This window comes from Nonomuraea gerenzanensis, assembly GCF_020215645.1.
Taxonomy (GTDB): Bacteria; Actinomycetota; Actinomycetes; order Streptosporangiales; family Streptosporangiaceae; genus Nonomuraea; species Nonomuraea gerenzanensis.
In genome coordinates this window covers 8,984,666-8,997,110 of record NZ_CP084058.1, presented here as the reverse complement: position 1 = coordinate 8,997,110, position 12,445 = coordinate 8,984,666, and the positions used below count along the sequence as shown (strand labels likewise).

The window sequence follows — 12,445 nt, the reverse complement described above, 5'->3', positions numbered from 1 at the left end:
CCGACACGCCGATCGGTCGAGGTCAACCTCCCATGAGCCGCCCGGCCTGCTGGACGACCACGATCACGGTCAGCGTGCCGAAGAACGCCACCGACCAGATCAGCGCGCCCAGCCGGTACGACCGCACCCTGATGGCCTCGGGCAGCGCCCGCCGGTTCAGGATGATCAGCAGGATCGAGTACACGAACATCATCACGGCCGCGAAGCACGCCGAGAACACCAGCAGGATGAGCGGCTGGTCCAGCCCGGCGAGCAGGATGACGGTGCCGATCAGCGCCATCGCCCAGACCGTGTAGAAGTAGACCCGGTTCACCGAGACGGACCTGTCGCGCAGGTAGACCGTCTTGATCGTGTCGGAGGCCAGCCGCGAGGTGTAGTCGACGATGCCCATGGCCGAGGCGAACAGGGCCAGCGCCCCGATCACCCAGAACAGCACGCCGAACCACGGCCCGACCGTCTGCTGCAGCACCTGGCCCTCGACCTCCAGGAAGGCGATGCTGTTCTCCAGCCCGGGCCGGCCGAACACGGTGGAGTGGGCGAGCATCGACATCAGCGCGATCGTCACGAACGACACCATGGCGAACGTCCACGCCTGCTCGATGTTGGCGAAGCGCCACCACTGCTTCCACCGCGCCAGGTTCTCCTTCGTCGGCGCGAACTGGAAGCCGGTCGAGGAGACCGCCTCCTCGTGGCCGGTGACAGGGCTGACCAGGCGCGGGACGTACAGGCCCATGCCGAAGCCCTTGTCGCGGATCCAGTTGCTCTGGCACAGGTTCTGGCCGCCGCCGGCGCCGGCGTAGGCGATGGCGCCCATCAGCACCGCGAACTCCAGCGGCGGCACCGGGAACGTGGCGTCGACCGTCAGGCCCCTGCCCAGCGCCACCCAGCTCTCAGCGTTGATCGCGAACAGGATCGCCACCACGATCAGCGTGGCCACCAGTGCGATCTTCACGAAGATGACGCGTTCGAGCAGGACGTAGATCACCGGTGCCATGGTCAGCCCGATCGCGATCACCAGCAGCATGCCGATGGCGATCCACCGCACGGACTCCTCGCCCGAGCCGGTCAGGTACGTCACCATGGTCGCGGACGTGGTCACCCAGCCCGGCCAGAGGTTCGAGCAGAGCGTCATGATCACGAAGACCAGGCCCCAGTGTTTCCACATGCGGCTGAACCCGGTCAGCGCGGTCTCGCCGGTGGCCAGCGTGTAACGCTCGATCTCCATGTTCAGGAACCACTGGGTGATGATGCCGATCGCGGCTCCCCAGACGAAGACCAGGCCGACTTGTGAGGCGATGTACGGCCACAGGATGAATTCGCCGGAGGCCAGCCCCACACCGGCCCCGACGAGGCCGGGGCCGATGATGCGCCACGTCGATCGGGGTGGTTCGGGCAGGTCGCGCACGGCGACGGTGGGTAGGACTCGCGCAGGAACGGTGGGGGTGAATTCCGCCATGCGGATCTCCTTGCTCGGCTTACTTGACCGCTACATTACAGAAATCCGAAACCCCGGTGGAATACCTAGTTAATTACCACTATGTACTCCCCACGCTCGGTGAATCCACTCACCCGCGCCCCCGCCGCCATGGCCCCGCCGAGCGCCTCCCGCACGGCCATCCGCCACGCCCGCGCCGCCGCCGCGTCCTGCCGCCGCAGCCGCTCGACGTCGCGCGGCGTCCCCACCAGCACCACCCGGTGCCCGCCGCCGTCCTCGACGGCCGGCCCGCCGTCCGCCGCCTCCCTGACCACGGGGTACGCCTCGTCGAGCAGGTCCTTCCGCTCCGGCTCGCCGGTGACGCGCCACACCGCCAGCAGCCGGTCCGAGGCGTCCCCCTCGTTGATCGCGTCCGCCATCGCCCCGTAGAACTCCGGCAGGTACGCCTCCGGCCGCGCGCCCAGCTTGACCAGGTTGAAGTGGGCATTGCGCCGTACGAGCGGATCGAACGTCCAGGTGATCCGCTCCAGCCCCCGCTTCCGGCACCAGTCGCGCTGGTGCAGCTTCAGCGCGTACCCGACGCCCTTGCCGATGACGGCCCCGGTGACGTGCGAGTGCAGCGCCCCGCCCGCCGCCAGGAACCCCACGGACGCCCCCACCAGCTCCTCGCCCGCGAACGCCCCCGCGACGTAGTTGCCGGTGTGCGTGAACCCGGCCATCAGCTCCACGGTCACCGGCACGTTCGCCGGCTCGGGATGCCAGATCTCGTCGAAGAGCCGGTAGACCTGCTGGAACTCGCCGATCTCCCGCAACTCCCTGATCACCACGCCGGCTCTGGCCGCCGCCTCCGCATGCTCCATCCCCCCATTTACGCACGCCCGCTGACCGGTGCCGCGCAAGGTCCATGAGCTGCGCAGATAGCAGTGTGTATCCAATTCATCACGCTGAGATGTCTTCGCTGCTCATGGTCGCCGGCTCGGCGCCGCCTGTAGTCATGGTGGGTGCGCCGTCCCATGCCCGGGACGACCGTTGACCAGGGAGGACATCATGTCGCTCGTGCTGACCGCCGCCCGCCGGCTGGCCGTGCTCGGACTGTGTGCGGCCGCGGCTCTCGCGGGGCCGTTCACGACGCTTCCCGCCAACGCCGCCGCCGGGGCGGACCTCTACATCACCGTCACCCCGCGCGACGGCGGCGCGTACTCGATGCACCTCACCTGCGACCCCGACGGCGGCTTCCATCCGTTCCCGCGTGCCGCCTGTGGCGCGTTGCACGAGGTGGACGGGTATCTGGCACGGTTGGACGTGGATCCGGGGCCGTGCCCGCTGATCTGGGATCCGGTGGAGGTGGAGGCGACGGGGCACTGGTACGGGCGGCCCAACTCCTACTACGAGGAGTTCCCCAACCGGTGCGTGCTGGAGCGCCGGCTCGGCCCGGTCGCCGGCTGACGGGCGACCCCACGGCAATGCGGCGACGCCCGCCTCCAGGAGGTGGGCGTCGCCTTCGCACGGGAGGTGTCGCGCTCACCCCATGCTCTTCGCGCCGTCCAGCGACTCCCGGATGATGTCCGCGTGCCCGGCGTGCTGGGTCGTCTCCGCCACGATGTGCAGCAACACGCGCCGCGCCGACCAGCGGGCACCGGGCTCGAACCACGGGGCCGACGGCAGCGGGTGGTCGGCGTCCAGGTCGGGCAGGCTGACCACCAGCTCGTCGGTCCTGCGCGCCACCTGCTCGTAGTCCGCCAGCACCCCGGCCAGCGTCTCATCGGGCAGCAGCCGGAACCCGTCCGCGTAATCGGCGATGTCGGCCTCGGTGGGCGGCGCCATGGCCGACGGCCCGTGCACGATGAAGTCCGCCCAGCTCCGCTCGACCGTGGCCACGTGCTTGATCAGGCCGCCCAGGCACAGCTCGCTGGCGGTGGTGCGCATCCGGGCCTGGTCGTCGTCGAGGTCGCGGGTGGTGTTGCGCAGGAAGTGACGGCTCTGGCCCAAGGCCGCCAGCAGGTCGGCGCGCTCACCGGTCACCTTGTCGGTGCTGCTCGGGCTCGGCGTGTTGACGGTCATGATCGCTGCCTTCCGGTCGGTGTTCCTGCTGCTCACGTACAGATTGACAGCAATAGCGGCCACTTTGTGACCTGAATAGCGGAAGAATCGGCACCATGGCGAACACGAGCACCCGGACGCTACGCCTGCTGTCCCTCCTCCAGACCCACCGCTACTGGCCGGGCGCCGAGCTGGCCGGGCGACTCGGCGTGTCGGCCCGCACCTTGCGCCGGGACATCGACCGCCTGCGCGAGCTCGGCTACCCCGTCGAAGCGCAACGCGGCGTGGATGGCGGCTACCAGCTCGCCGCGGGCGCCGCCCTCCCGCCGCTGGTGATTGACGACGAGGAGGCGGTCGCCCTGGCCGTGGGCCTGCAGGCCGCCGCCCAGAACCCGGTGGAGGGCATCGCCGAGTCCTCCGTGCGGGTGCTCGCCAAGGTGGTGCAGGTCATGCCGGTCCGGCTGCGGCGGCGCATCGACGCCCTGCGCGCGATGACGGTCTCCGCCGGCTGGGACGGCCGCTCCCGGGCGGGCTTCGATCCGGCCGTCCTCACCACCCTCGCCCTGACCTGCCGCGACACCGAACGGCTGCGCTTCTCCTACACCGCCGCCGACGGCCGCCGGACCCGGCGCCACACCGAGCCGCACCGGCTGGTGTCGCTCGGCCGCCGCTGGTACCTCGTCGCCTACGACCTCGAACGCCACGACTGGCGCAGCTTCCGCGTCGACCGGCTGTCCGCCCCTGAGAGCACCGGCGCCCGCTTCCTCCCACGCCCCCTGCCCTTGGCCGACGCCGCCGAGTTCGTCCGCGCCGGGCTGGATCACCTGCCGCGCTCCTACCAGGTGGAGATCCTGGTGTACGCCCCGGCCGAGGTGGTGCGCGAGCGGATCGGCAGGTGGAGCACGGTCGAGGAGGTCGATGCGGGGCAGTGCCGGGTGCGGATGCTCGCCGACTCCCTGGAGTGGCCGATCGTGGCGCTGGGCGTGGTGGACGCCGACTTCCGCGTTCTGAGCCCGCCCGAGCTGCTCGACCAGGTCCGCAGGTGGGGCGCCCGCTTCAGCCGCGCCGAGTAGCTTCTTCCCCGGGGCGCTGGACGCCATCCTCGGAAGGGGACCACCACGAGCACCCGGAACGGGGAGACGGCCCCGCAACGCTTGGGACGGCCTGAATACGTGCGGAGGGGACGGCCTGAATACGTGCGGAGGGGACAGCCTGAATGCGTGCGGAGGGGACAGTCTGAATGCGTGCGGAGGGGACAGTCTGAATGCGTGCGGAGGGGACAGCCTCGCACTGTTCGGAGAGGGACGGCATTGAACTTCGACGCAGGCAAGCCGCGGCTCACGAGCCGGAACCCGCGCAGAATCGCGATTATCGGCTGCGGCGGCAGCGGCAAGACCGTGCTGGCCAACCGACTCGGCGCAACCCTGAACCTCCCCGTCACCCACCTGGACGCCCTCTACTACGACGACACCTGGACACCCACGCCACAGGAGGAGTTCGCTCAGAGGCAGCGGTCTCTCGTCGCCGGCGAGTCGTGGATCATCGATGGCAACTACGCCTCCACCCTCCCGATCCGCCTGGCCGCCGCGGACACCGTCCTCTTCCTCGACCTCCCACCTGTGACCTGCCTCTGGGGCATCGCCACCCGCCGCTTGCGCCACCGGGGCGGCCAGCACGCCAGAACCGGCGCGTACGACCGCATCACCTGGGACTTCATCCGATACGTCTACCGATACAGGCAGACCATGGCCCCCCGCGTCCGGGGCCTGATCGCCGAACACGCCGGCCACGCCACCGTCCTGGTGCTCCGCAGCAGAAGAGCCATCAACCGCTGGCACGCCGACCTCCCTGCCCAGCAACCGAACTCGCCGCACAGAGGCTCCCCGCCCGAAGGCCCAGCGCCTGAGTGACGCCATCGGTAGCCGCCGGCCTGAAGCGACGCCACCGGCAGCCGACAGCCGTCAGGACCGCTACCGGACCTGCGCGTTGAGGGCGCGGCGCAGTGAGGCACGCTTGACCGCTACCGGACCTGCGCGTCGAGGGCGCGGCGCGGTAGGGCGAGCTGGACCGCTACCGGACCGCCTCGATGAGTGCTCGTAGCAGAGCCACGCGACCGGGCATCTCGGCGACGACCACGTGTTCATGATCCGCATGGGCCCCACCGCCCACGGCGCCCAGCCCGTCGAGGGTCGGGCAGCCTACGCCGGCCGTGAAGTTGCCGTCGGAAGCGCCGCCTACCGAGGCTGACGTCAGGGGCCCCAGCCCCAACCCCACGGCCAGCTCCTGGGCCAGGGTGAAGAGGCCGGCCGACATCGAGGACTCCAGGGGCGGGCGGTTGGGGCCGCCGAGGATTTCCAGGCGGGTGCCCGGCACCACGGGGCGCAGGGCGTGCATGGCCGCGTCCACGCGGGTCTGCTCCGACACCTCCGCCACCCGCACGTCCACGCCTACCGAGGCGGCGGCGGGGACCGTGTTGAAGGAGGTGCCGCCTGACAGCACCGTCGGCGTGACGGTGGTCGCGCCGGTGCCCATGGCGGCGACGGCCAGGATCTGGTGCGCCAGCTCGATGCCCGCGTTGGCGCCCTTCTCCGGCTCGAGCCCGGCGTGGGCGGCCTTGCCGTGCACGTTGACGGTGTAGTTGGAGGTGCCCTTGCGGGCGGTCTTGAGCGCGCCGCCGTCCGCGCTGGCCTCCATGACGAAGGTGGCGGCCAGGCCGCGGGCGGTGTCCTGGATGAGGGGCGAGGAGGTGAGGGAGCCGACCTCCTCGTCGCCGGTGATCAACAGTGTGATGCCGTCGAGGGAGGCGAGGCCGGCGAGGGCGTGGAAGGTCTGGACGAGCCCCGCCTTCATGTCGAAGACGCCCGGGCCGCGCGCCACGCCGTCCACCAGCGACCACGGGTGGGTGGCGAGGGTGCCGATCGGCCAGACGGTGTCGTGGTGGCCGAGCAGCAGGACCCTGGGCGTGCCGAACGACCAGCGCAGGTGGGTGACGCCGTCGATCACCAGGAACTCCGGCGCGGTGCCCAGGTGGCGGGTGCCCATCGCGGCCACCACCTTGGCGCTGCGGGCCACGGCCTCCAGGTCACTGGAGAAGGACTCGCACAGGACCAGCTCCTCCAGGTCTTCGACCAGACTGGCCGCGGCCTGCTGGGCGGTGTCGCCGGTCGTGCTCATGATGGGTGTCTCCCGAGATGAGTCGCCTGTCGGGTGTGCCGGGAAGGCTTGAGTCGGCTGGTCTTGGCGGGGTGATCGAATCGCGCGGCCTTGGTGGGGTGGGCGGGGCGGGGGGCCGTCATGAGAGGAGCTCCCCGAAGAAGCGGTGCACGTTGCCGCCGATGATCTGCATGACCTCCTTCTCCGGCAGCCCGCGCGCGAGCAGCCCCTCCGTGACCATCGGCAGGCCGGCGGGCCCCTCCAGGCCGGGGACGGCCTGCTTCGGGTCGACGCCCCTCGTGTGCAGGTCTTCGCAGCAGGGCGGCGTGAGGTCGTCCATGACCTCGCGGATGAAGTCGGGGCCGAGGCCCACGTGGTCGATGCCGGCGACGGACACGATGTGCTCGATGTGGTCGAGCAGCCGGTCGAGCGTCATGTCCTCCTCGCGCTCAGCGAGGAACGGGGCGAAGAAGTTGACGCAGATGACGCCGCCGGTGGCGGCCACGGCGCGGAGCTGGTCGTCGGTGAGGTTGCGGTGGTGGTCGCGCAGGGCGCGGGCGGCGGAGTGGGTGGCCATGACCGGCCGGGTGGCCAGCTCCAGCACGTGGGCGACGCCGGAGGCGCCCAGGTGGGAGATGTCGAAGACCATGCCGAGGCGCTCCATCTCCTGCAGGGCGGCGACGCCGTGGGAGGTCAGGCCGCTGCCCGTGGCGTCCTCGCCGCTGCCGTCGGCCAGCGGCGTGCGGCCGAAGTGGGCGATGGAGGCCACCCGGACGCCCAGCCGGTGCATGGTCGGGATCAGCTCGACGCTGGCGTCGACGCCCGGCATGCTCTCCATCGCGAGCACCAGGGCGATCTTGCCTTCGTCGAGCGCCCGGTCGATGGCGGAGGCGTCGAGGCAGAGGCGTACGTGGTCGGGATTGCCCTCCGCCAGCACGTGCGCGCACTCGATCATGCGCAGGGTCTGCCGCAGCGCGCCCTCCGGGAGGTACTGGTCGTCGATGAAGACGGGCAGCACCTGGAGGTCGACGCCGCCTTCGAGGAGCTGTGGCAGCCATCTCTCCCGGAAGAACGAGGCCCACTGCTGCGGCGGCCTGGCGGAGACCGCCATCAGCAGGTCGTTGTGAGTGTCGGCCACGACAGCGCGCTGGTGCAGGGGAAGGGTCATGGCAGGACGTTATCGCGAGGCTGGGACCTGCTCCAATGCGTCTCAGGTTCGATCTTTTGGATCACTTGTACGACCGTGGGTTGATGAGGCGGCCGTTTCGGCTCGGGTGATGCAGGGCTGGAGGTGGCCGTCCGGTCGCCGCCTGGCCGTCCCGTTGCGGCGCCGGCCCGCTCCGGCGTCGGCCCGCTCCGGCGTCGGCCCGCTGACCGTCTGGCCGTCCCGCTGCGGCGCCGGCCCGCTGACCCGCCTACCCGCCTACGCGCCTACCCGCCCGTGACCGCCCGGTAGGCCGGCTGCGGCGGGCGGGACGTGAGCCGGCGGTACAGCGTCGTGGGCCCGGGCCAGTTGTTCGTGACCCGCCCGGAAGCCGTCTTGTACCAGCTCTGACACCCGGCTCCCCACACCATTCTGTCCATGGCCGCGTCGAGCTGCCGCCGCCACGCCGCCATCACCTCGGGCCGCACCTCGATCGGGCCGCTCCTGTCCAGGTACGGCAGGCAAGCCAGGACATGGCTCACCTGGCATTCGATCATGAAGACGATCGAGTTGTGCCCCAGGTTCGTGTTCGGCCCGTACAGCATGAACAGGTTCGGGAACGCGGGCACCGAGATCCCCAGATAAGCCTCCGCCCCGCCGGCCCACCGCTCCGCCAGCGACTGCCCCTCGCGCCCCACGACCTCCATCGGAGCCAGGAACTCCGTGCTCTTGAAGCCGGTCGCGTACACGATCGTGTCCACCTCGTACGTCCCCTCGGTGGTCTCGACCCCCTTGGACGTGACCCGCACGATCCTGTCGGTCACCAGCGACACGTTCGGCCCGGTCAGCGCCGGATAGAAGGCGCTGTCGATGACCACCCGCTTGCAGCCCGGCGGGTAGTCGGGCGTCAGCTTCGCCCGCAGCCCGGGGTCGGGGACCTGGTCGCGCAGGTGCCGCAGCGCCCGCTGCTTGAGCAGCCCGACGCTCCACCCCTGGGAGAGGGCGGGGTAGAGGGTGCGCTCGGCGTAGCGGTAGATCCACTCGCGGTAGGCGCGCTGCAGGCCGGGGACGTAGTGGAAGGCGAGCCGCGTCAGCGGGCCGAACATGGCGTCGGGTTTGGGGATCACCCAGTTGGGCGTGCGCTGGAAGACGTGGAGGTGCTCGGCGCGCTCGGCGACGCGCGGGATGAGCTGGGCGGCGGAGGACCCGTTGCCGATGACGGCGACGCGCCGGCCGGTGAGGTCGTGGCCGTGGTTCCAGCGGGCGGAATGGAAGGAGACGCCTTCGAAGTCGGCTGTGCCGGGAATCTCCGGCATGTGGGGCCGGTTGAGCTGGCCCACCCCCATGACGAGCACGTCGAACGCCTCCGTGCCGCCGTCCGTGGTGACCTGCCAGTGGGTGCCGTCGAAAACGGCCCGCCGCACTTCCGTACTGAAGCGGATTTTTCCCCTGACGTGGTATTTATCGGCGCAATGTTCTAGATATCCGAGAATTTCGGGTTGCTCCGGGTAGCGGCGCGACCAGCTCGCGTACTTCTCGAACGAGTACGAGTAGAGGTGCGAGGGAATGTCGCACCCCGCCCCCGGATAGCTGTTGTCCCGCCAGGTGCCGCCGAGATCCCCGGCCTTCTCGAAGACCGTGTACGAGCGAATCCCCGCCCGTTCGAGTTGGATCGCCATGCACAGCCCGCCGAAGCCCGCTCCGACGATCGCGACGCGTGGTGCCATGCCGCCCTCCGAACGTAAGTCAGGATTCACTTACATTACGCCGCACCCCGTTCTGAAAACACCCCTCGCCACGCCCGCCGCGAGGCGTCCCGCGTGCCGGTAGTCTGCGCAGGTGGCTGCTGTGATGTTGACTGACGTGATCGGGGTGCTCGAGGCGGCCTACCCGCCCGCCCGAGCCGAGTCGTGGGACGCGGTGGGCCTGGTCAGCGGCGACCCGGCCCAGGAGGTGCGCAAGGTGCTGCTCGCGGTCGACCCGGTCGCCGCCGTGGCCGAGGAGGCGCTCGACTGGGGCGCCGACCTGATCGTCACCCACCACCCCCTCTACCTGCGCGGCACCACCTCCGTGGCGACGACCACGCCCAAGGGCAGGCTCGTGCACACCCTGATCAAGAACGACATCGCCCTCTACACCGCCCACACCAACGCCGACGTCGCGAACCCGGGCGTGTCCGACGCCCTGGCCCGAGCCGTCGGGCTGGCCGGCGACCTGGTCCCGCTGCAGCCGTTCGCCGACGACCCGTGGCGCGGGCTGGGCCGCATCGGGGAGCTGCCCGAGCGGACGACGCTGGGGGAGTTCGCGCGGCGGGCGGCCGAAGGGCTGCCGCGCACGCCGGCGGGGATCCGCGTGGCGGGCGACCTGTCCCGCCCGGTCCAGCGCGTGGCGGTCAGCGGTGGCGCGGGCGACTCCCTCCTCGGTACGGCCGCCGCCGCGGGCGTCGATGTGTTCCTCACGGCGGACCTGCGGCATCATCCCGCCAGCGAGTTCGTGGAGTCGGGCGGGCCCGCGCTGATCGATGCCGCGCACTGGGCGACCGAGTGGCCGTGGCTCGACAGTGCGGCGTCCATCCTGCGCGAGAGTGGCGTTACCGTTGAAACGCGTGTCTCCGCCACGGTCACCGATGCTTGGACAAGAGGATATTGATCATGAAAGCAGCCCCTGACGCACAGAAGCGACTGCTCGACCTGGCAGAGCTCGACTCCGTGATCGACCGGCTGGCGCACCGCCGCCGCACCCTGCCCGAGCTGGCCGAGATCGACGAGCGCTCCAAGTCGTTCGCCAAGCTCTCCACCCAGGTGATCGAGGCCGAGACCGAGGCGGGCGACCTGGCCCGCGAGCAGACCAAGGCCGAGAGCGACGTCGACGCCGTGCGCACCCGCGCCGACCGCGACCAGAAGCGCCTCGACTCCGGAGCCGTGACCTCGCCGCGCGACCTGGCCAGCCTGCAGTCCGAGATCACCTCGCTGCAGCGGCGGCAGGGCGACCTGGAGGAGGTCGTGCTGGAGATCATGGAGCGCAGGGAGGCCGCCGACACCAAGGTGACCGACCTGGCGGCCAAGCGCGACGAGGAGCGGGCCGCGCTGTCCGCGGCGGAGGACCGCCGCGACGCCGCGCTGAGCGAGATCGAGAAGGAGACCGGCGAGGTCCAGACCCGCCGCTCGGGCGTCGCCGGCGAGATCCCCGCCGACCTGCTCAAGCTCTACGAGAAGCTCAGGGAGCAGTACGGCGTGGGCGCCGCCATGCTGCACGGCGGCCGGTGCCAGGGCTGCAAGGTGGCCCTGTCCATCGCCGAGATGAACCGGATCAAGGCCGCCCCCCACGACGAGGTGCTCCGGTGTGAGGAGTGCCGCCGCATCCTCGTCCGTACCTCAGAGTCGGGCCTGTGACCTCGTACGTCATCGAGGCCGACGGCGGCTCGCGCGGCAACCCGGGGCCGGCCGGCTACGGTGCGGTCGTCATGGACGCCTCCGACGGCCAGGTGCTGGCGGAGGCGGCCGAGGCGATCGGCGTCACGACCAACAACGTCGCCGAGTACCGCGGGCTCATCGCGGGCCTGCGGGCCGTGCTGGAGCTGGGCGGCGATGGGGCGCAGGTGGCCGTCCGGATGGACTCGAAGCTGGTCGTCGAGCAGATGGCGGGCCGCTGGAAGATCAAGAACGAGGGCCTGCGCCCGCTGGCCGCCGAGGCGGGTGCGCTGGTCAGACGGCTGCGGGTCACGGAGTGGACGTGGATCCCGCGCGAACGCAACTCCCACGCCGACCGCCTGGCCAACGAGGCCATGGACGCCGCCGCCAAGGGCCTCGCCTGGAAGGCCGGCGGCACGACCGCCTCGGACGCCGGCGCCATCACTGTGAGCCCCACGAAGCCGGGCCGTCAGACCGATCTCCTCGACGCGGGCGACATGTCCGAGCTGTCCGCCCCCACCGCCTCCGTGGCCACCGCCCAGCAGACCGCCAGGGCCACGGCCACGGCCACGGGCAAGGGCACCGGCTGGGCCCCGCCCACCCGCGTCGCCACCTCCCTGCTCCTCCTGCGGCACGGCGAGACGGAGCTGTCGCTGGAGCGCCGCTTCTCCGGCCGCGGCGAGGCAGAGCTCACCCCGAACGGCCTGGCCCAGGCCGCGGCGGCCGCCGCCAGGCTGTCGCGCGACCCGTACCGCCTGGACGTGATCGTCACCTCGCCGCTCAAGCGCGCCAGGCAGACCGCGGAGGCGGTCGCCGAGCGGTCGGGCGTCGAGGTCGAGGTGTACGAAGACCTCAGGGAGGCCGATTTCGGCGCCTGGGAGGGGCACACGTTCACGGAGGTGCAGCGCCGCTGGCCCGCCGAGCTGACGGCCTGGCTGGCCGACCCCGAAGCGGCCCCGCCGGGCGGCGAGAGCTTCGCCGAGACCGCGCGCCGCGTGCAGGCGGCCAGGCAGTACCTGGTGGAGCGGTACGAAGGCAAGACGGTGCTGGTGGTCTCCCACGTGACGCCCATCAAGCTGCTCCTGCGGGAGGCCCTCCTGGCGCCGCTGGAGTCCCTCTACCGCATGCACCTCGACCTGGCGTGCCTGTCGCTGGTCGAGTACTACGCCGACGGGCCGGCCGTCGTGAAGTCCTTCAACGACACCGCGCACCTGCGCTGAGCGGTGGCCGTGCCGGGTGCCGCCAGTGACTACCCGGCACGGC

At 71.0% G+C, this 12,445-nt stretch carries 12 protein-coding genes; 6 read left to right on the top strand and 6 right to left on the bottom strand.

Translation table 11 applies throughout. The features are described 5' to 3' along the window. Positions 1 to 22 precede the first annotated feature (22 nt). Both LCN96_RS41815 and LCN96_RS41810 read right to left on the bottom strand, forming a co-directional pair. On the bottom strand, positions 23 to 1,456 hold the full coding sequence (locus LCN96_RS41815; RefSeq protein WP_225267942.1) for an Nramp family divalent metal transporter: 1,434 nt from the start codon (positions 1,454 to 1,456) through the stop codon (positions 23 to 25). 65 nt (positions 1,457 to 1,521) lie between these two features. Continuing rightward, positions 1,522 to 2,295 carry a GNAT family N-acetyltransferase gene (locus LCN96_RS41810; RefSeq protein ID WP_225267941.1) on the bottom strand — a complete coding sequence of 258 codons (774 nt, stop codon included), beginning with the start codon at positions 2,293 to 2,295 and terminating at the stop codon, positions 1,522 to 1,524. 187 nt (positions 2,296 to 2,482) lie between these two features. Between LCN96_RS41810 and LCN96_RS41805 the strand changes: the two genes are divergently transcribed. After that, positions 2,483 to 2,881 carry an SSI family serine proteinase inhibitor gene (locus tag LCN96_RS41805; RefSeq protein WP_225267940.1) on the top strand — a complete coding sequence of 133 codons (399 nt, stop codon included), beginning with the start codon at positions 2,483 to 2,485 and terminating at the stop codon, positions 2,879 to 2,881. 75 nt (positions 2,882 to 2,956) lie between these two features. Here the strand turns inward: LCN96_RS41805 and LCN96_RS41800 are convergent, their stop codons facing one another. After that, positions 2,957 to 3,496 (bottom strand): DinB family protein, encoded by a 540-nt coding sequence (locus LCN96_RS41800; protein ID WP_225267939.1) that lies wholly within the window; start codon positions 3,494 to 3,496, stop codon positions 2,957 to 2,959. A gap of 95 nt (positions 3,497 to 3,591) precedes the next feature. Here LCN96_RS41800 and LCN96_RS41795 point away from each other — a divergent pair, with 95 nt between their 5' ends. Continuing rightward, complete coding sequence (locus LCN96_RS41795) at positions 3,592 to 4,548, top strand: helix-turn-helix transcriptional regulator (protein WP_225267938.1); 957 nt, start codon at positions 3,592 to 3,594, stop codon at positions 4,546 to 4,548. Between the two features lie 237 nt (positions 4,549 to 4,785). Further along, entirely contained in the window at positions 4,786 to 5,385 is a 600-nt protein-coding gene (locus LCN96_RS41790) for a P-loop NTPase family protein (RefSeq protein WP_225267937.1), read from the top strand. 160 nt (positions 5,386 to 5,545) lie between these two features. On the opposite strand, the gene LCN96_RS41785 is transcribed toward LCN96_RS41790, so the two are convergent. The 3 genes from LCN96_RS41785 to LCN96_RS41775 form a co-directional block, all read right to left on the bottom strand. Next, positions 5,546 to 6,649 (bottom strand): M20 family metallopeptidase, encoded by a 1,104-nt coding sequence (locus LCN96_RS41785; RefSeq protein WP_225267936.1) that lies wholly within the window; start codon positions 6,647 to 6,649, stop codon positions 5,546 to 5,548. Positions 6,650 to 6,767: 118 nt separating this feature from the next. Next, positions 6,768 to 7,796 (bottom strand): dipeptidase, encoded by a 1,029-nt coding sequence (locus tag LCN96_RS41780; RefSeq protein WP_225267935.1) that lies wholly within the window; start codon positions 7,794 to 7,796, stop codon positions 6,768 to 6,770. 263 nt (positions 7,797 to 8,059) lie between these two features. Continuing rightward, a complete protein-coding gene (locus LCN96_RS41775; protein ID WP_225267934.1) occupies positions 8,060 to 9,499 on the bottom strand; it encodes a flavin-containing monooxygenase in 1,440 nt (479 codons plus the stop codon). Positions 9,500 to 9,623: 124 nt separating this feature from the next. On the opposite strand from LCN96_RS41775, the gene LCN96_RS41770 reads away from it, so the two are divergent. The 3 genes from LCN96_RS41770 to LCN96_RS41760 are packed head-to-tail and all read left to right on the top strand — an operon-like array spanning position 9,624 to position 12,402. After that, complete coding sequence (locus tag LCN96_RS41770) at positions 9,624 to 10,421, top strand: Nif3-like dinuclear metal center hexameric protein (protein WP_225267933.1); 798 nt, start codon at positions 9,624 to 9,626, stop codon at positions 10,419 to 10,421. A 2-nt stretch (positions 10,422 to 10,423) separates the two neighbouring features. After that, positions 10,424 to 11,164, top strand: coding sequence for a zinc ribbon domain-containing protein (locus LCN96_RS41765; RefSeq protein ID WP_225267932.1), 741 nt, complete (start codon positions 10,424 to 10,426; stop codon positions 11,162 to 11,164). Next, positions 11,161 to 12,402: a bifunctional RNase H/acid phosphatase gene (locus tag LCN96_RS41760; RefSeq protein ID WP_225267931.1), complete on the top strand. Its 1,242-nt coding sequence runs from the start codon at positions 11,161 to 11,163 to the stop codon at positions 12,400 to 12,402. Before LCN96_RS41765 ends, LCN96_RS41760 begins: the two co-directional genes overlap by 4 nt. The last annotated feature ends 43 nt before the right edge of the window (positions 12,403 to 12,445 follow it).

Bases quoted from the DNA above. Each gene is read 5' to 3' on its own strand.
- LCN96_RS41815 (WP_225267942.1), bottom strand. From the start codon at position 1,456: ATGGCGGAATTCACCCCCACCGTTCCTGCGCGAGTCCTACCCACCGTC.
- LCN96_RS41810 (WP_225267941.1), bottom strand. From the start codon at position 2,295: ATGGAGCATGCGGAGGCGGCGGCCAGAGCCGGCGTGGTGATCAGGGAG.
- LCN96_RS41805 (WP_225267940.1), top strand. From the start codon at position 2,483: ATGTCGCTCGTGCTGACCGCCGCCCGCCGGCTGGCCGTGCTCGGACTG.
- LCN96_RS41800 (WP_225267939.1), bottom strand. From the start codon at position 3,496: ATGACCGTCAACACGCCGAGCCCGAGCAGCACCGACAAGGTGACCGGT.
- LCN96_RS41795 (WP_225267938.1), top strand. From the start codon at position 3,592: ATGGCGAACACGAGCACCCGGACGCTACGCCTGCTGTCCCTCCTCCAG.
- LCN96_RS41785 (WP_225267936.1), bottom strand. From the start codon at position 6,649: ATGAGCACGACCGGCGACACCGCCCAGCAGGCCGCGGCCAGTCTGGTC.
- LCN96_RS41780 (WP_225267935.1), bottom strand. From the start codon at position 7,796: ATGACCCTTCCCCTGCACCAGCGCGCTGTCGTGGCCGACACTCACAAC.
- LCN96_RS41775 (WP_225267934.1), bottom strand. From the start codon at position 9,499: ATGGCACCACGCGTCGCGATCGTCGGAGCGGGCTTCGGCGGGCTGTGC.
- LCN96_RS41770 (WP_225267933.1), top strand. From the start codon at position 9,624: ATGTTGACTGACGTGATCGGGGTGCTCGAGGCGGCCTACCCGCCCGCC.
- LCN96_RS41765 (WP_225267932.1), top strand. From the start codon at position 10,424: ATGAAAGCAGCCCCTGACGCACAGAAGCGACTGCTCGACCTGGCAGAG.